Below are 18,389 nucleotides of genomic sequence, written 5' to 3'. Positions count from 1 at the left end.
GATTATCGCATTGCCGGATGGCACACGTTGCCTTCTGTGACAGCCACGGGCTTGATCCGGACTTGCTGCTCATTCATATTGTGATTGATAACGTACCCCGGCAGCGAGTGATGACAGGCGACGCCACGACTGACACCATAGACGATACCGTCATCGAGGCGCTGCAACCGCAGGCCCGGCGCTACGACGTGGCAGTACTCGACGAACTGGTGCTCTCGGTGCTGCCGAACGGGGTCAAGACCTGGACCTGGGTATTTGATGATCCCGCCGACCCGCATCGCAAGACACTGGGGATCTACCCGGACATGACGCTCGACGACGCCAGGAAGTCTTTGACGGCTGAACGCGAAGCGTATCGTCGCGCATCCGCCGAAGTATCACCTGAGTTCGTCATCCGCGATGGTCGTATCGAACCCGCGGAACCCAAATCATCACAGCTGCCGCTGATCGCCGGAGCAGGTGCCGCCGTGCTGGTCGCTGCGCTTGCCGCGTGGTTGTTTATCGGAGGCGATGACAAGGCCGACCCTGTCACGGCAGACGACCAGACTTTGCTCAAGCCTGTCGATCCGTCCGCTCCCTCGATCCAGCTGCCGAGCATCGATGGCGCCGCTACGCGGCCAGCGCCCGCGGTTGCAACCGCATCGTCTGCCGCTGAAAACGCGCCGGAAACAACGGTCGACCGGAACGCTGTCGTGTCGCCCGTAGCAGACAATATCAGTACCGATTCAGATGACAGCGCAGCGCTAACCGCGCCGGCCGCCGATTCAGCCGGCGCGACAGCGCCGCCACCGGCAACCAGTCCTCCGCCCGTCAGCGTTGCGACAGATGTGACCGCAGCAGCTGCGGATAAATCAAATGACACTCTGCCGGTAACCCGCACGCAACCAGCCGCGCCCGCCGAGCCGGGCGCCATAACGCCAGCAGCCGCCATCGATGTGCAGATGGCCGACGCTACGCCAGAGCCAGCCAGTGGCGACGATCCCGTTGCAGCGGCCACGAGCGATGTGGCGCCTACCGCAGCGACGTCCGGACCGGTGGCAACCGCCGGTCTGCTGCTTGACGGTCGTGTGGCCCGCGGCAACCTGACGACAGCTGTCGTGCAACGTGAACCGGTCGATGATCTGGGAAACACCCTCTTTGGCAACGGTTCCGACCTGCAGCAGTTTTATTTCTTCACCGAGCTGCGTGAGCTGGCAGGACAACGCGTTGTGCATCGCTGGGTTCAGGGCGATGACATTCTTGCCGAAATACCCTTCAATGTTGGCGAAGCCTGGCGCTGGCGGGTCTACTCCAGCAAGACCTTCATTCCGTCAATGGCCGGCGATTGGCGTGTCCAGGTTGCCCTCGAAGATGGCACCGTGATCTACAGTCTGCCGTTCACTTTCACCCCGTAGCCCGTCTGGCACGGAATCCCGGACCCAGCGCGACGCAGCCCTGGCAGCCGGCGCACCTGCATTGAATTGCCGGCATCTTCACGTCGCGGCGACAATGCTATATTTGATACTGACGGGGAACAGCGCCAGATAACATAACCTGCTTTCCGAATGCGCTGGCGTCGGCAGGAGATGCTGCTGAAAGCAGCCAAAAAACCAGTGAGTGACAACAGACAGCAAATACAGCAATCCGAGGCTGACCGGCAGGCAGCCCTCGGCATCTCGCTTTTTTCCGGTCTGACGGATGAAGACGTTACGCAGATCATGAATATCGCCGAGGTGTGCGATCTGCGTGCCGGAGACATGCTGATAAAAAAGGGTGAAGAGAACGATTGTCTCTATTTCCTGCTGAGCGGACGCCTCGGTGTATTCAGCAGCCTTCCGGTGAGTAACGCCAGCCACGTTTACGACATCCTTCCCGGAGAAGTTGTCGGCGAGATCAGTGTTCTATCGCAGGTGCCCCGCTCCGCCAATGTCTGCGCTACCCGAGACTGCCGGCTCGGCAAGCTGGCGCGTGACGATTTTATGCGCGTCGCCGAATCGTATCCAAAACTGCTGCTCAACCTGGCAACGCAAATATCTGATCGGCTGGCCTTCGCAAACGCCGCACACACGCCCAAACGGATCAGCCGGATCAAAGCGGTCGTCTCACTGGTCGCGGAAGACGACCTGGCCTACTGGGTCGATGTGATGCAGCGTGAGAGCCGTCGCCACGGCTATACCGCCGAAGTCGTACCACCGCGGACGGATCGGCTCTCCAGCCCGGAGCTGGCCGGATACGACCGCTACGATATGACTTTCCTGGTCTGCCGCGACCCTGAGTCCCGCTGGAGCCGTACTTGCATGCGCCAGGCAGACGAGCTCGACATACTTGTGCCGCCGCAACCCGACCCGGCACAGTACCGCTTGCTCGAAGACCTCGGCACCAGCCTGCGCGGTCGGCGCATTACGCTGTTTCGCGTGCATGAAGCCAGCACCGCCAACACCGAGGCCGACGACCGGCTGAACAAAACCTTCGGCAGCGCCAACGTCTGGAATCTGCGCAGCGGTGATGCCGCGCACGAGCGGCGTCTCGGCAGAATCCAGTGCAACAGAACCCTGGGGATCGTGTTCTCCGGCGGCGGCGCCAAGGGCTGCGCGTACATCGGTGCGATACGGGCCCTGCGTGACATGCACTTCGAATTTGACTACGTGGGCGGGTGCAGCATTGGCGCTGTGTTTTCCGGCTCCGTACTGGAAGAGTACGACGACGCCTACATCGAGGCGACGTCGCGAAAAGCATTCCTGTCCAGGAATCCGCTGGGTGACTGGACAGTGCCGCTCGTTTCGATCTCGCGCGGAAATCGGCTCACCAGCATGCTGCGCATGACTTTCGGTGACCGGCTTTTCGAGCAATGCTGGATCAAGGGATTCTGTGTCGCTACCAACCTGAGCAAGGGCCGCATCGAACGCATCGACCAGGGACGCCTGCGCCTGGCCATCAGGGCGAGCATCTCACTTCCCGCCCTGGCCCCTCCGGTTGAGCGTAATGGCGACATACTCATCGATGGCGGGTTGCTTAATAATTTCCCGGTCGATGAAATGAAGAAGATGGGGGCCGATCATGTGCTGGCCCTGAACCTCGGCGGCCAGAGCGAATGGCGGGCCAGCTTCAACGGCCTCGATCCGGAAGCACCGCTGCTGCGGCGCTGGCGCAGCCTCCACGACCAGGAGCAAATCCCGACTATCGGACCGGTGCTGGTACGCTCCATGATGCTCGGTAACAACGCCAATTTTGAAAAGATGCGCGCCGCGGCGGACGTCCTTATCGATATTGACGCAACGGAGTATGGACTGCTGGAATTTGGCGCCATGGACGCGCTAATAAAACTGGGCGAAGGGAAAGTGCGCCAGGGCGACGTCTACTCACAGCTGCAGGACCTCAAAGAGCACCTGCGTCTGCCACACTAAAATCAGCTATCCGCGAACTTCACCCCGAAGAACAGGCAGTAAAGGACTGGCACGACGCCCAGCGTCAGCATCGTCGCAAAAGCCAGCCCGAAAATTATGGTGATCGCCATTGGTTCCCACATCGGCCCGCCGCCGAACCAAAGCGGCAGCATGCCGCCGACCGTCGTCGCAGTAGTCAGCAGTATCGGGCGCAAGCGTTGCTGGGCTGCCTGCAACACGGCAGCTGTTTCGGCCATCCCGCTCTCGATTTCTATCCTGATCCGGTCCAGCAACACGATTGCGTTGTTGATGACGATCCCCGATAGCGAAATTACGCCCAGCAGCGTCATAAACCCGAAGTAGGACCTCGCCACAAGCAAACCGATAACGACGCCTATCAATCCCAGCGGAATGGTAATGAGGATGATTGCCGGGCGTCGCAGCGAATCAAACTGACCAACCAGCAGCAGGAGAATAATCAGGCCGGCAATTGGCAGCTTCGCCGCAATTGAGGCGTTGGCCTTGCCGGACGTTTCTTGTTCGCCACCGAACTCCCAGGAATAGCCAAACGGCCAGGTTGCCGACTGCTGCTCCAGCCAGGGTTGTATCGCACCGGTGACGTCAGCAGCTGTGACCCCGGGATCCAGCAGTGCCTCGACCGCTACGGTTTGCAGCCTGTTGCGCCGTTCGATCTTCGCCGGCTGCCAGACCACGCGTGGATCGGCCACCTGAGACAGCGGTACGCTGGCGCCCGTCGTCTGGGAATACACATTGAGCGCACCGATCTGTCGCGCACTGATCAGCCCGCTGCGTTCAGACCGCATGACCACCGGTATCAGCTTGTCGCCCTCACGAAACTCTGTTGTTTCCAGCCCGGTGAGAAAGGTCTGCAGCGACAGGGCAATATCCTGGTGACTGACACCGGCCAGCCGTGCACGTGTGTCGTCGATATCGACAACCACTTTTTTCGAGCGCGCACCCCAATCGTCGCTAACCTGTCTGGCGCCCGCTGTTGCGCGCAGCCTGGCCCTGACCTCATCGACAATGGCAAAAATCGTATCGGTATCGGAACCGGAAATGCGTATCGAAACGGGCGGCCAGGCTGGTGCGCCCAGCGGCAGCTTGCGTACCGTCGGATTGACATCGGGAAAACGCTCCAGCAGGTAACGCTCTACCCTGGTAACAATGCCGGCTACCGCATCTAGTGCTGACGTATTTACCAGCATCAACGCGTAATTTGGCGCAGTCGGTTCCGGCCGGTACGGCAGCACGAAACGTGGCGCACCGGATCCTATGAACGCCCCCCACCCTTCGATGCCGGCCTGATTCTCATCAGCCATCAGGTTGCCCAGCATGTATTGCTCCGTGGCCCGGACCACCGCATCGGTGCGCTGTATTGGTGAGCCCTCGGGTAACTCAAGCTCCACGGTAAAGGTCGGGCGGTCATTTTCCGGAAAGAAAATGCTGGGCACCAGGGCGAACAGCTGCATCGCGCCGAAAAACACCAGAGCGACTACCACCATACTGACCCAGGGACGTTGCAGCATGGCCGTCAGCACGCTCCGGTAAGCTCGATAAAACCTGGTGTCGTAATTGTTGTCGCTGGGCTTTACTTTCATAAAGGCGACACACAGAAGCGGTATCAGCGTCAACGCAATGGCCCAGGAGCACAACAGCGTGATCGACACCACCTTGAATATTGGCGCGGTATATTCGCCGGTCGCGGATTCAGCCAGAAAGATTGGCAGGAATGCCGCGGCGGTGGTCAACGATGCGATCAGCAATGGCAACCGCAACTCCGCGGCGGCTTCGATTGCCGCTTGCTTTGCCGGCTTTCCTTCTTCCATCGATACCATTATCGATTCCGACATCACAATTGCGTTGTCGACCAGCATTCCCAGCGCAATAATCAGAGAAGCCAGCGACATCTGGTCGAGACCGATATCCAGCAGTCCCATGACAAACAGTGCCGCGGCAATGGTCATCGGAATAAGCGAGGCGACAATCAGACCGGTACGCAAGCCCAGGAATACCAGCATCACCAGCACAACTATGACAATCGCCTGGCCTACATTGCCGGTAAAGTCGGAAATCTTGCGCGCAACGATATCCGCCTGCGCCTGCAGCTCCCCGAACTCGATCCCGATCGGATAAATGCTGCGAGCCCGATCGATTACCGTGCTGACGGCTGCGCCCATGGTCAGCACGTTGCCACCTTCGCGCAGCGACACCGCCAGCATCAGGCTGGGCTCACCGGTGGCCCGCACCAGCGTCTTTGGTGGATCGACATAGCCCCGATTGATACTGACCAGGTCCTGCAATCGCAAGACTTCGGACCGTCCCGGAACATTGATTACCGTGCGTCGCAGATCGTCAAGCGTTTCATAGTTGCCGGACGGTTCCAGCTCGATCTTTTCCAGCTCCGTGGTGACGTTACCGCCGGGCATTACTATGTTGTGCTCCTGCAGGATGCGCTGCAGTGCTGCCGGCGACAGGCCAAATTCTGCCAGCCGCGCGTTGTCATATTCGACAAATACCCGCTCATCGCGAGCACCGGCGATATCAACTTTGGCCACATCCGTGATCAGCAACAATTCGTTGCGCACTTCCTCGGCAATTTTTTCCAGCTCGCGGCTTTCAAAGCCGTCACCGGTGATTGAAATAATCGTGCCAAACACGTCGCCGAATTCGTCGTCGACAAACGGGCCGATAACTCCTGCGGGCAGGTCGGCGGTTGCGCTTTCCACTTTGCGCCGCAGCTTCTCCCAGATCGGCCGCATGTCTGTCAGGCTTTCCTTGATATTGACGTATATGACCGAAACACCAACCCGTGACGAGCTGTTTACAAAATCGAGTTCCGGCATCTCCTGGATCATTTTTTCCAGCTTGTCGGTAACCAGCAGCTCGACCCGCTCGGGGCTGGCACCTGGAAACAGCGTCTGCACCAGCGCAGTACGGACGATGAATCCGGGATCTTCGTTGCGAGACATGCCCTGATAGGCACTGACACCGGCCATGAACACGGCAATCAACGCGACGATAGTGACGCGCTTTTTCTCGATAGCAAAACGGGTGACGTCCATTGCGTCTAGCGACCCTTGCTATCCAGCAACCGCACCTCAAGCCCGTCGGTAATGCGCCGCACTCCCGCTGTGGCGATCAACTCGCCGGCGGTCAGGCCTGAAGTTACAAGCAGACCCTCGGCGAAGATCCCGGCTACCTCGACGTCGCGACGCCGCGCTACATAAAGGTCGCTATCTGGCACAGGTTCAAGCACAAATGCATAGTTGCCCATACGGTCCTCGCCGACCGAAACCGGCGGCACAACTATCCGCCGTTCGCCGCCCTGGATGGGCAGCCGGAAGTGAACATCGGCTGCCATGCCCGAGCGCAGCTCAGGACAATCTCCGGTCACCACTACAGTTACCGAGTACGCTGTTCCGGCGGCAGCAACACCCACTTCGATCACCTTGCCCGCAATCCGCGCATCAGGCATCGCGGCCAGCCTGATCTCAACGTCACTGTCCTGTTCCACCCGGTCGATAATAGTTTCCGGCACGGTGACGGATATTTCAGAGCAATCACCGCAATTGAGCTGCATGATCGGCTGGCCGGCGCTGACGTTTTCATTCTCTTTGCGGTATACCGCAGCGACTGTGCACTCCTGCGGCGCAGATATCCTCGTGTACGACAGCTGCAGCCTGGCGGCCTGCAGCTGCTGGCCGGCCGCGTTGAGCAACGCCTGCGCCGATTCGGCTGCAGCGCGTGCGGCGTCCAGCTCGCCGCGTGAAATATTGCGATTTTCGTACAGACTGCGGGCGCGCCCGTACGAACTCTCCGCGTTCCGCAACTCCGCGCGCGCCTGCGCCAGACCAGCCTGCGCCTCCTGTACACGCACCTGGTAGTCCTTCACGTCCATTGTCGCAATCTGCTGTCCGGCGGCGACAATATCGCCAACTTCGACCGGCAGGCCGGTAATCGTGCCGGCGACCTTGAAACTCATGTCGGTCTCAAGCGCGGCCTGCGTTGTGCCGGAGAAAACCCGGTTTTCCGCTGCACCCTGCAGGCTGACGCGAGCGTAGCGCACCGGTCTGACAATCGGCTCCACTTCCGGTGGTGGCTCGGCACAGCCGGCAACCAGCAGTGCGGCAATCAACAGGGTTGGCGATTTCTGCATACTGGTTTCCTTACTGGCCGAGCGGCGAGACGCCGCGTTCACGGAAAAAATCACTGATGCTGTCGTAGTACGGAGAAACTTTCTGCGGCTCCAGCACCAGGTCATAGCTGCCACGTGCACGCAACACTTCCATATAGTCAATGAGAAAAGCGTACTCCGCCTCTGCCGCAGCGAGCTCTGCCGCCAGGGCTGCATCCTGCGCATCAATCAGATCGGTAACCGACACTGCACCCTTCGAATAGGAATCGGTAACCAGCTCCAGGTTGGTGCCGGCAGCCCGGGCCGCATCCTGTGACAGTTCAATCGCCGGGTAAGAGCCGCCGACCTGATACAGCGCGGCACGCATCCGCGCCTCTATCGCTTCTGCCGACGCGGCGTATTGTTGCTGCAACCGTGCCAGCTCATGCTGTGCGCGGGACAGGCGTGCGCGCAGCGCACCACCGCTGAAAACCGGTATCGACGCATTAAGTGCAACCGTCCAGCTCGTGTCATCGAGCATCAGGCCGGTCAGGTCGGAGCCGGCGCCACCGCGGCTGAGGTTGTTGCCGGTGCTCGCGGACAATGCAACATCCGGCACATACCACGCGCGTCGTGCCGCCAGCACGTCGCGCTGTTGCGCCCCGACTCGCGCCTGCTGCTGCTGCAACTCCGGTGACAGCGACACTGCCTCTGCGGCGGAGAACGCTATAAAGGTCTCCCACACCACCGGATTACCCACATATTGGTTGAAACGCGGATCACCCAGCACCGCCAGCGCCTGCTCCAGACCATCGCGCACCGGCACAAGCGATTTTCCCTGCGGCCTGTTAAGCACGCGATTCAGATCAGTTCGGGCCTGCTGCCGCTGCGCCTGTGCCGCCAGCAGCTGCTGCCGATCGCCGGCAATCTGTGTCTCCCAGCGCAGCACATCTGCCCGGCCCGAAGCACCGATGGATTCGCGAACGCGTGCCAGCTCCAGGTTCGTGCGGGTAACTTCGAGGTTGGAAATACGCACTGCTTCAAGTGCACGCGCACGCAGCAGCGTAAGGTAGGCTGTCGAGGCGGATTGCAGGGTATCCAGTAGTGTCGCGCTGTGGCCCGCCTGTGACGCGGCCTCGAGTTGATGCGCAATCGCCAATGCCGAACGCGCCTGCTCTGAATAGACCAACTGACTGGCCGCCGCCCTGGCATCAGTGCTTTTCTCGGACTGCAGCAGGGGATTGGCCCGGTCCGCATCGATTTGCGCGCGGGTGAGATCCAGATCCAGCCGGGGCAACCATGCCGCCCGTGCGGACCTGACGTCTTCGGCAGCGATCAAGGTGTCAAATTCGGAAACGCGATAGCTCAGGTTGGCGACCACCGCTTCGCGCATGGCGTCAGCAAAAGTCAGTACGTCTGCCGCCTGCACCTCCTCGTCGTACAGCCTCTCGGCATCAATCAACACCGCCCAACGCGGCAGATAGCCGATGGCGCGCGCCGTATGCATGTTGATAACCAGCCGGCGCCCAAGCCGGAACCCGACTTCGATGCGCCCGGCATCTTCGCCCAACAGAATGCGCTGCAGATTGAGGCCGATGCGCCGCGCGAAACGCGTGTCATCGGCCGGCAAACCGCCAATGGTCATCAACAGCCCGGCATCCACCTCACTGCGACCGAGCATCGACAGGCTCGGCAGCTTGCGCGCTACCAGGCCTGCGGCCAGGCGCTCAATGCCATCGGCCGGCAGCCGGTGCAGAGGCGCGACGAACACGGCTTCAGTTTGCGCGGGCAGTCCCGCGAGTATTTGTTCAACCGAACTGCCGGCCGCTACCATCGCAATCTCGATGTCGAGATATTCCGACAACTGCCCGATGCGGCTGCGCAATTTGGGTATCGACCGAATCGAAACGCCATCTGCAATTACCGTGAGATGACGAAACCCCACGACTTCGTGATAGGTCGCAATTTCCTGGTCGATACCGGTGAGACCGGAGATGTAGGTAAAATTGCGCCGCCCGCTGGCGCCATCACGCAAAGGAAACCCTTGCAGCGTGGCATCGGGAACCACGGTAGCAATAACAGGCTTTGGCAGGCGGTCAATCTGTGCCGCCTCGTTGGATGAAATCAGGCCCAGGGTAACTACTACGTCAACCTGTGGATCAGCGAGCGCGCGCTGCAGCGTCGTGCGGACGCCTTCCAGGGTCCAGTCCGCAACGAACTGCTTGTCTGCGGGAAAATCAACGGTGAACTCGCTGCCAAGGAGGTCGGCGACCTCGCGTCGAATCAAAGGCGTAATTGTGTCGGGCCGCTCGGTCGGCCCGTCAATAACAATGGCCACTGTGGCAGCACCGGCAGCACCGGCAAGAAACAACAGCATCGCGAACACGACGGGCGGCAGAATTAAAGTGCACCGCCGCGCATTGCTGCGTAAGGCATTCATGACAACTCTTCCCCCAGTTGCAGATCGGCCCCTTGTGCGCCACACGGGCCTTTTACCGCTGTGTAATTCCAGATGCTACAGCTTCAGCAAAAGGATAGGCCAAAAAAAACCCCGGCGCTCAGGCCGGGGTTTTTGGGCAGTCGCGGCTAAAGCCGCTCCCACGACAGATTGCCGCGGTCGCTTACATCATGCCGCCCATGCCGCCCATTCCGCCCATGCCGCCCATGTCGGGCATGGCAGGTGCAGAATCTTCCTTCGGCGTCTCTGCCACCATAGCTTCGGTGGTGAGCAGCAGACCCGCGATCGATGCAGCGTTTTGCAGCGCTGTACGAGTCACTTTGGTCGGATCGAGAATACCCATATCGATCATGCTGCCGTATTCGCCGGTCGCGGCGTTGTAACCAAAATCGCCTTTACCTTCGACTACTTTTGACAACACGACTGAACCGTCTTCGCCAGCATTGTTGACGATCTGGCGCAGTGGCTCCTCAAGCGCGCGACGCAGAATGTTGATACCAACCTTCTGATCGCTGTTGGCGCCACTCACACCTTCCAGAGAGGCCAGCGTACGCAACAGCGCAACACCACCGCCCGGGACAATGCCTTCTTCGACAGCGGCACGGGTTGCGTGCAGCGCATCTTCGACGCGGGCTTTCTTTTCCTTCATCTCGATCTCGGTCGCGGCACCAACCTTGATCACGGCCACGCCACCAGCGAGTTTTGCAACGCGCTCCTGGAGTTTCTCGCGATCGTAGTCAGAACTGGTGTCGGCGATCTGAGCGTTCACCTGCTCGACCCGACCCTTGATCTCGTCAGGCCGGCCGGCGCCGTCAATGATCGTCGAGTCGTCCTTGGTCAGCTGGACTTTCTTGGCGCTGCCAAGATCTTCCAGTGAAGCCTTTTCGAGGCTCAGACCTACTTCCTCGGAGATCACGGTGCCACCGGTCAGAATCGCGATGTCCTGCAGCATGGCTTTACGGCGATCGCCGAAGCCAGGAGCCTTGACCGCTGCCACCTTGACGATGCCACGGATGTTGTTGACCACCAACGTGGCCAGCGCTTCGCCTTCGACGTCTTCGGCGATAACCAGTAACGGCTTGCCTGAACGCGCCACGCTTTCCAGCAGCGGCAGCATGTCGCGGATGTTCGAGATCTTCTTGTCATGCAAGAGGATGTACGGATCATCCAGTTCGACATTCTGGTTTTGCTGGTTGTTGATGAAGTAAGGCGACAGGTAACCACGATCAAACTGCATGCCTTCGACGACGTCGAGTTCGTTTTCCAGCGCGGAACCGTCTTCGACCGTTATCACGCCTTCTTTACCAACTTTATCCATCGCTTCAGCAATGATCCTGCCGATCTCTTCGTCAGAGTTAGCCGAGATCGTGCCAACCTGCGCAATCGATTTGTCGTCGGTGCAGGGCTTCGACAAATCGTGCAGCCCGGCAACCACTTTATGGGTAGCCTGCTCCACGCCGCGCTTGAGGTCCATCGGGTTCATGCCCGCGGCAACGGCCTTAAGGCCTTCGCGCAGGATCGACTGGGCCAGTACCGTAGCGGTGGTGGTGCCGTCGCCGGCCTCGTCAGAGGTCTGCGAAGCGACTTCCTTCACCATCTGGGCGCCCATGTTCTCGAACTTGTCCTCGAGTTCGACTTCTTTCGCCACCGAAACACCGTCTTTTGTGACGGTCGGCGCGCCGAAGCTTTTGTCGAGAACGACGTTGCGGCCCTTCGGGCCAAGGGTTACGCGCACGGCGTTAGCCAGCGCGTTGACGCCGGCAAACATACGGTGCCGCGCATCATCTCCAAATCTTAAATCTTTAGCTGCCATTATCTTGCTCTCCTCAAATTACAGCGTTAGTCGTCAAGGACTGCCATGACGTCGTCTTCGCGCATGACAAGGATGTCCTCGCCTTCGATCTTTACCTCGGTACCGCTGTACTTGCCGAACAGCACCTTGTCGCCCTGTTTGAGGGTCAGCGGACGCACATCACCATTGTCGAGCACTTTACCGTTGCCGACGGCGATGACTTCGCCACGGCTGGGTTTTTCTGCTGCGGTGTCGGGAATTACGATCCCGCCCGGTGACCTGGTCTCTTCCTCGACGCGTCGGACGATCACACGGTCGTGCAGTGGACGCAGTTTCATTTGTAAATCTCCTAGTAAATCAGTAAGTTAAGAACTTACGCGAGTGCCAGATTGTTAGCACTCCCTTGAAAGGAGTGCTAATTCTATTCATGCTTGGGCCACAGTCAAGCCTTTTCAATAGCCTGCACCCGGTATACGGCCGGCGGCACCCGGAGACGCATGAATTCCGAGCCTGACCAGACCCTGCTGATCTTCTGTTCCTGCTCCGCAGATGCCGCCGGCGAGCTGGCCTCTGCCCTGGTGGAGCAGCGCCTCGCCGCCTGCGTCAGCTGCCTGCCGGCACGCTCAACCTACCGCTGGCAGGGCGAGGTTACCGCCGACGACGAGGTGCTGCTGATCATCAAGACGGTGCAGCACCGTTACCCGGCACTGGAACAAAGCCTGCTTGAACTGCATCCTTATGAACTTCCGGAAATACTGGCAGTCCCTGTGAGTGCCGGTTTGCCCGATTACCTGGCCTGGGTCGCCGAGAACACGCGCTGATATGCCTAGAACACTTCTAGCCTGCCTGTTGCTGCTGCCTGCACTGGCGGGTGCCGCAGAGGATGTGATTCCGCCCGACGAGGCGTTCCGCTACACCGTCACAGCCACAGCCGACGAGCTGCGCGTCGACTGGCGTATTGAACCCGGTTATTACCTCTACCGTCATCGCTTCGGCTTTGACAGCCGCACAGATAGCGTCGAACTGGGTGCGGCGATTATCCCGCCGGGCAAGAAAAAGACCGACGAATTCTTTGGTGAATCGGAAATCTACCGCGACGCGCTGCGCGTCGTGCTGCCATACACCCGCGCTGCCGATGCGCCGGCGCAGATGACATTGCAGCTGCGCTCGCAGGGTTGCGCCGACATTGGCCTGTGCTACCCGCCACAGACCTGGACCGCTGAAGTAGCCCTGCCGGTCCGCGTTGCCAGCACCAATAACGGTGGCGTCGATCTGATGGCCCTGCTGCAGGATAACGCGCAGGCCAGCAGTGAGTTTCTCCATCCCGATGAAGCGTTTCGTTTCGTTGCCGACATGGCGGACGATTACACGCTTGCGGTACGTTTCAAAATTGCAGAGGGTTACTACCTTTATCGCGACAAGTTTGCGTTCACCAGCGACAGCCAGCTGGTGCAATTCGGCACACCGCGACTGCCGGCCGGCACGCCAAAAACCGACGAGTTTTTCGGCGCGACCGAGGTTTTTTACAACCAGGTCGAAATTCGTGTGCCGATGTCCCGCGCCGGGCCGGAGCCAGGAGACTTCAACCTCAATATCGGCTTCCAGGGCTGCGCTGAAGACGGCATCTGCTATCCGCCGATGACGCGCGATACCGTGGTGCTGTTGCCGGCAGCCAGCAGCGCTCCACCCGGCCCGCTGATGGATGAGCCGGTCAGCGAACAGGACCGGCTGGCCGAAACTATCCGCAGCGGCAACCTGGGGCTGGTTGCGCTGATGTTCTTTGGCACCGGGCTGTTGCTGGCCTTTACGCCCTGCGTCTTCCCGATGGTGCCAATCCTGTCTGGAATTATTGTCGGCCAGGGGCCGGACATCACGACGCGACGCGCCTTCACGCTGTCCGCCATTTATGTGGTGGCAATGGCGCTGACCTATACCGCAGCCGGCGTGGCCGCCGCCTTGCTCGGCCAGAACCTGCAGGCGGTCTTTCAGCAGCCGGCAGTAATCATTGTGTTCAGCCTGGTGTTTGTGGCACTCGCGCTGGCCATGTTTGGCACCTACGAATTCCAGATGCCGGCCGCGATGCAAGACAAGCTCAACGAGATGAGCAACAAACAAAGCGGCGGAACACTTTTCGGCGTTGGCATCATGGGCGTGCTTTCGGCATTGATCGTCGGGCCCTGTGTCGCCGCACCACTGGCGGCAGCACTGATTGTCATCGGCCAGAGCGGCGACCCGCTGCGTGGCGGGCTGGCGCTGTTTGTCATGAGCCTGGGTATGGGCGCCCCGCTGCTGGTGTTCGGTGCCTCGGCCGGCCACCTGCTGCCACGCGCCGGCGCCTGGATGACGACGATTCGCGGTGCCTTCGGGGTGCTGATGCTGGGCATCGCCATATGGATGCTTTCGCGAATTCTGCCGGATCAGGTCACGATGTTTCTGTGGGCCGGGCTGGTACTGATGAGCGGAATTTTCCTCGGCGCCTTTGCGCCATTACCGCAGGACGCAGACACGCGACACAAACTGGCCAAGGGCGGCGGGATCATGGCCGTCGTTTATGGCGTGCTGCTGGTGATCGGCGCAGCAACGGGTGGTACCGACCCGCTGCGGCCGCTGAGTGGCAGCTCGCTGGCCGGTGGCTCAGCAACACAGCAGGAAGGCCTGGTCTTCAGGCCGATCAAGAGCGTCGCCGACCTGCAGCGCGAGGTCCGGGCCGCCAGCGCAGCCGGGCAATCCACCATGCTCGACTTCTATGCGGACTGGTGCGTCGAATGCAAGAAAATGGAAAAAACCACATTTCACAATCCCGCCGTCCTGGCCGCACTCGGCAATACCGTCCTGCTGCAGGCAGACGTGACCGCCAACGATGAAATCGATCGCGCGCTGCTGAATCACTTTGGTATTTACGGCCCGCCGACCATTGCTTTCTTCGGCCGCGATGGCCTGGAACGAAAAAACTATCGCGTCGTTGGTTACATGGGTGCCGCCGAATTCGCGGCCGTGGTCACAGGAGCGACAACGCCTTGAACACCCGCAACCTGATCCTGCTGGCTGCGCTGCTGGCGGCCTCATTCGCCGCTGGCTACCAGTTCTATACATCCCGCCCGCAGCCGGTGGGCTACGCAAAGGTGGTGGCGGAAAAAAAGCTGCCGGCAACCCGCCCCGTATTTGCACTGCCTGATGTTAACGGCAACGAAAGATCCATAACCGAATGGGACGGCAAGGCGCTGGTGGTCAACTTCTGGGCAACCTGGTGCCCGCCGTGCCTGCGCGAGATACCGATGCTGATCGAGGCCCGTGATGAGCTGGCGGCCCGTGAAATCGAGATTATTGGCATCGCCATGGACGACCCTGCAGCAGTGCACGAGTTTGCATCACGCACCAGCTTCAATTACCCGGTACTGGTCGGCGAACAGGAAGCCGTGGATGCCGCGGAGGCTTTCGGCGCCGATGTCATCGCGCTGCCGATTACGGTGTTTACAAACCATGCCGGCGAAGTGATCGAAATACATGCGGGCGAGCTGCACCGTGAGCAGCTGGATGCGGCGATCGCGAAACTTCGGTAGCCGCTGTGGTTTTTGAGTAAACTCCCCGCATTCGAGGGAGGATCCATGGCAAAAATCCTGCTGCTAAACGGCCCCAACCTGAACCTGCTTGGCAGCCGTGAGCCGGACAAATACGGCGCCACCACGCTGGCTGATATCGAAAGCAAACTCGAGCGTATGGCCACCGCCGAGGGTCATCAGCTGGATTCGCTGCAAAGCAACGCCGAACATGAACTGGTCGACCGTATCCAGGCTGCCGCCGGTGACGGCACCGCCTTCATCATCATCAATCCGGGCGCATTCACCCATACCAGCGTGGCGCTACGCGACGCTTTGCTCGCCGTGGCAATCCCTTTCATTGAACTACACCTCAGCAACATCCAGGCGCGTGAAGAATTCCGTCATCGTTCGTTGATCAGTGATATTGCTGCCGGCACCATCGCCGGCCTGGGCGCACACGGCTATGAGCTGGCCATGCAGGCCGTCAATCGCCGCCTCGCCCAGGGCTGACACGAGAACGCCCGCATGGCCTGGCAAAAACTGATCGTCGAGATCGGCGCCGAGCAACGTTGTGCGCTGGAAGAACAGGCCATAGAGCTTGGTGCGCTTTCGGTCAGCCTGGAAGATGCCGGCGACGAGCCGTTGCTGGAACCGGCGCCGGGGGCCACGCCGTACTGGTCGCGACTGCGTTTCAGCGCCCTGTTCCCGGACGACGTTGACCGTGAAGACATCGTCAATCAACTCGCATGCGCGCACGCCACCTGGCAGCCGCTGGAGGAGCGCGACTGGCAGCGTGCCGCGCTGCAGGAATTCGAGCCGGCCTGTTTTGGCGGCCGATTGTGGATTTGCCCGACGGGCAAAACGCCGGGAAATGCGAAACACATAGTTCGGCTCGACCCCGGGCTGGCGTTTGGCACCGGGCGTCATGCGACGACCGCGCTGTGCCTGGAGTGGCTGGCCGGGAATTCGGTCGACGGATGCACGGTGCTTGATTTCGGCTGCGGCTCCGGCGTGCTTGGCCTGGCTGCGGTGGCGCTGGGAGCACGACAGGTTTTTGCTGCCGACATCGATGAGCAGGCCCTGACAGCCACCCGCAATAATGCGGCCGCCAATCGTTGCGGCGAGAAATTTCACATTTCGTTGCCCGGAAAACTGCCGGCTGTCAGCGTCGATATCGCCATGGCCAACATACTGGCCGGCCCGCTGATCGGACTCGTGCCGGTGCTGGCCGGAATGTTGCGACCGGGCGGTGCAGTCGTGCTTTCGGGTATTCTCGACGACCAGGCGGAGCAGGTATGGCAGGCTTATGCTCCATGGTTTGAAAACGAACAGTGCTCCATACGTGCCGGCTGGGCCCGTTTGAGCGGCACCCGAAACGATCGTGTATACACAATGTCCTGATTGCAGCGCGGTACTGGAGATAACGGCGTCCGACCTCGCCGTTGCGGGCGGCTTTGCGCGCTGCGGCCAGTGCGGCAAATCATTCGATGCATTACGCACGATCAGTGACGCCGTGCCGGAGACAAAGCCGGCACCGGATACTGCGCCAGAACAATCACCGGCCGATGAAGACGACAAGGCGGCTGATGCGGCAGCAGCTGCGCCAGATGGCGGCAAGCAGGGCGGACAAAGCGAAGCCGATGACAGCGTCGTTCCTGCCAAAGCAACAGAGCAGTCGCTGGCTGATGAAGAGGACGAAGTCGTTGAACCGGCTGCAGCTGCGCCCGGCGACGACGAGCAGACCGGACAAAGCGAGGCTGATGTCACCGTGCTGGAGGTTGGTGCAGACGAGGCACTGGCGACGGACACGGAGGATGACGATCAGGACGACAAGGCCCCTGAAGCAGCTGCGTCAGCCGACGACGAGCAGGCCGGACAAAGCGAGGCTGATGTCACCGTCCTGGATGTTGGTGCAGACGAGGCACTGGCAACGGACACGGAGGATGACGACGATGCCACTTCTGACGACAATGCTGAAGATGATTCCGGCGAAGTCCCGGCGGTAACTACGGTCGAAAAGGAAGCAGTCGACGAGGAAGACGACGAGATTCTTCTGGATGAGTCATACCAGCCACCGGAAGTCGATGATGAAGAATCGTTTCTCGACGACGAGTGGGATGACGACGATGAAAGCTTTACAGACACCGAGGCTGCAGACGGAAGCGAAGACAGCCTGTTTGCCGGCTTCGACGATGGCGCTGATGAGAGCATCGACGCCGATGTCGTTGCCAGCCTGCCGGAGACCGAAACCGCATCCGCTGCTGACCGGCCTGAAGACACCGCGGACAGCGAAGAAGCTGTCGACGAATCCGCGCTGTTCAGCCTGCCGCTGCCGGAACTAACCGCGCTCGACCGCGACCATGACGTTGTTATTCCGGAAAAAATGGAGGGTGGCGCTGCAGCACAGGACCCGTTTGCGCAGACCGCAGTCTCGCCAGGCCAGCCGGAGCTGCCGGAACCGCCCGAACCTCCGCCGGCGGCTCTCGTATCAAGTGCGGCAAGCGACGCTTACGATGCCGAGGATGCGCGTGACCTGCGCGACTACCTGCGGGCGCCGGGCAGCCGTGCTGCAACAATTGGCTGGTCCGTCGGGGCAGCACTGATGACCCTGCTGCTGGTCGGGCAGATCGTGCATCGAAATCGTGGCGACCTGGTCATCCATCCACGGTTTGGTCCGGCAGTCAGCTCCCTGTATGGGGTAGCGGGTGGTGCACCACGACCAAACTGGCGCATCAGCGATTACAAGGTGGTCGGCCAGGCACGCCTGTTTGAAATGCCTGCCGACGAGACGACGGATAATGCCGACGATTCCACCGCACTGCGTTTCGTGGCGATCATTTCCAACGGCGCCGACCTGCCGCAGCCGGCACCGATGGTTCGGCTAACCCTGCGCGACCGCTGGGGCGACCCGACCGGCATACGCGACTTCACTCCTCCTGAGTACCTGGCGGATCGCGCCCTGGTCGGCGAATTGCTCGAACCCGGACAGCGGCTGCGTGTCGTGCTGAACCTGCATGACCCCGGCACGGATGTAGTCGGATTCGATTTCGACATGTGCCTGCCTGATGGCGCCGGCACCCTGCGCTGCGCCGACGAGGGCTAG

The 18,389-nt window shown here is 60.5% G+C and carries 13 protein-coding genes; 8 read left to right on the top strand and 5 right to left on the bottom strand.

Annotation, left to right across the window (positions count from 1 at the left end; translation table 11 throughout):
• Positions 1 to 17: 17 nt before the first annotated feature.
• Positions 18 to 1,394 carry a DUF2914 domain-containing protein gene (locus HKN06_08920; GenBank protein NNF61436.1) on the top strand — a complete coding sequence of 459 codons (1,377 nt, stop codon included), beginning with the start codon at positions 18 to 20 and terminating at the stop codon, positions 1,392 to 1,394.
• A gap of 198 nt (positions 1,395 to 1,592) precedes the next feature.
• Positions 1,593 to 3,383, top strand: coding sequence for a cyclic nucleotide-binding domain-containing protein (locus HKN06_08915; protein NNF61435.1), 1,791 nt, complete (start codon positions 1,593 to 1,595; stop codon positions 3,381 to 3,383).
• A gap of 2 nt (positions 3,384 to 3,385) precedes the next feature.
• Here HKN06_08915 and HKN06_08910 read toward each other — a convergent pair whose 3' ends face one another.
• From HKN06_08910 to groES, 5 genes are all read right to left on the bottom strand, one after another.
• Entirely contained in the window at positions 3,386 to 6,445 is a 3,060-nt protein-coding gene (locus HKN06_08910; protein NNF61434.1) for an efflux RND transporter permease subunit, read from the bottom strand.
• Positions 6,446 to 6,450: 5 nt separating this feature from the next.
• The gene (locus HKN06_08905) at positions 6,451 to 7,539 is read right to left on the bottom strand and encodes an efflux RND transporter periplasmic adaptor subunit (protein ID NNF61433.1); all 1,089 of its coding nucleotides are present in this window, start codon (positions 7,537 to 7,539) and stop codon (positions 6,451 to 6,453) included.
• A 10-nt stretch (positions 7,540 to 7,549) separates the two neighbouring features.
• A complete protein-coding gene (locus tag HKN06_08900) occupies positions 7,550 to 9,937 on the bottom strand; it encodes a TolC family protein (GenBank protein ID NNF61432.1) in 2,388 nt (795 codons plus the stop codon).
• 181 nt (positions 9,938 to 10,118) lie between these two features.
• Positions 10,119 to 11,768 (bottom strand): chaperonin GroEL, encoded by a 1,650-nt coding sequence (gene groL / locus HKN06_08895; protein NNF61431.1) that lies wholly within the window; start codon positions 11,766 to 11,768, stop codon positions 10,119 to 10,121.
• Positions 11,769 to 11,794: 26 nt separating this feature from the next.
• Positions 11,795 to 12,085, bottom strand: coding sequence for a co-chaperone GroES (gene groES, locus HKN06_08890; protein ID NNF61430.1), 291 nt, complete (start codon positions 12,083 to 12,085; stop codon positions 11,795 to 11,797).
• Positions 12,086 to 12,244: 159 nt separating this feature from the next.
• Here groES and HKN06_08885 point away from each other — a divergent pair, with 159 nt between their 5' ends.
• From HKN06_08885 to HKN06_08860, 6 genes are read left to right on the top strand one after another with little or no spacing between them, the layout of a single operon-like run.
• Positions 12,245 to 12,568 carry a divalent-cation tolerance protein CutA gene (locus HKN06_08885; GenBank protein NNF61429.1) on the top strand — a complete coding sequence of 108 codons (324 nt, stop codon included), beginning with the start codon at positions 12,245 to 12,247 and terminating at the stop codon, positions 12,566 to 12,568.
• Between the two features lies 1 nt (position 12,569).
• A complete protein-coding gene (locus tag HKN06_08880) occupies positions 12,570 to 14,768 on the top strand; it encodes a protein-disulfide reductase DsbD (GenBank protein ID NNF61428.1) in 2,199 nt (732 codons plus the stop codon).
• Positions 14,765 to 15,307: a TlpA family protein disulfide reductase gene (locus tag HKN06_08875; protein ID NNF61427.1), complete on the top strand. Its 543-nt coding sequence runs from the start codon at positions 14,765 to 14,767 to the stop codon at positions 15,305 to 15,307. Before HKN06_08880 ends, HKN06_08875 begins: the two co-directional genes overlap by 4 nt.
• 45 nt (positions 15,308 to 15,352) lie before the next feature.
• Positions 15,353 to 15,796 carry a type II 3-dehydroquinate dehydratase gene (aroQ, locus tag HKN06_08870; GenBank protein ID NNF61426.1) on the top strand — a complete coding sequence of 148 codons (444 nt, stop codon included), beginning with the start codon at positions 15,353 to 15,355 and terminating at the stop codon, positions 15,794 to 15,796.
• A 15-nt stretch (positions 15,797 to 15,811) separates the two neighbouring features.
• Positions 15,812 to 16,687: a 50S ribosomal protein L11 methyltransferase gene (gene prmA, locus HKN06_08865; GenBank protein NNF61425.1), complete on the top strand. Its 876-nt coding sequence runs from the start codon at positions 15,812 to 15,814 to the stop codon at positions 16,685 to 16,687.
• Positions 16,668 to 18,389, top strand: a complete 1,722-nt coding sequence (locus tag HKN06_08860; protein NNF61424.1) for a DUF3426 domain-containing protein — start codon at positions 16,668 to 16,670, stop codon at positions 18,387 to 18,389. Before prmA ends, HKN06_08860 begins: the two co-directional genes overlap by 20 nt.

Source organism: Gammaproteobacteria bacterium (genome assembly GCA_013003425.1).
In the GTDB taxonomy this organism is placed as follows: domain Bacteria; phylum Pseudomonadota; class Gammaproteobacteria; order Steroidobacterales; family JABDKV01; genus JABDJB01.
The sequence above is the reverse complement of the archived record's forward strand: the minus strand, read 5'-3'. Positions and strand labels throughout refer to the sequence as shown.

Coding starts and splice junctions, on each gene's coding strand:
- HKN06_08920 (NNF61436.1), top strand. CDS start 18: ATGGCACACGTTGCCTTCTGTGACAGCCACGGGCTTGATCCGGACTTG.
- HKN06_08900 (NNF61432.1), bottom strand. CDS start 9,937: ATGAATGCCTTACGCAGCAATGCGCGGCGGTGCACTTTAATTCTGCCG.
- aroQ (NNF61426.1), top strand. CDS start 15,353: ATGGCAAAAATCCTGCTGCTAAACGGCCCCAACCTGAACCTGCTTGGC.
- groL (NNF61431.1), bottom strand. CDS start 11,768: ATGGCAGCTAAAGATTTAAGATTTGGAGATGATGCGCGGCACCGTATG.
- HKN06_08905 (NNF61433.1), bottom strand. CDS start 7,539: ATGCAGAAATCGCCAACCCTGTTGATTGCCGCACTGCTGGTTGCCGGC.
- prmA (NNF61425.1), top strand. CDS start 15,812: ATGGCCTGGCAAAAACTGATCGTCGAGATCGGCGCCGAGCAACGTTGT.
- groES (NNF61430.1), bottom strand. CDS start 12,085: ATGAAACTGCGTCCACTGCACGACCGTGTGATCGTCCGACGCGTCGAG.
- HKN06_08885 (NNF61429.1), top strand. CDS start 12,245: ATGAATTCCGAGCCTGACCAGACCCTGCTGATCTTCTGTTCCTGCTCC.
- HKN06_08910 (NNF61434.1), bottom strand. CDS start 6,445: ATGGACGTCACCCGTTTTGCTATCGAGAAAAAGCGCGTCACTATCGTC.
- HKN06_08880 (NNF61428.1), top strand. CDS start 12,570: ATGCCTAGAACACTTCTAGCCTGCCTGTTGCTGCTGCCTGCACTGGCG.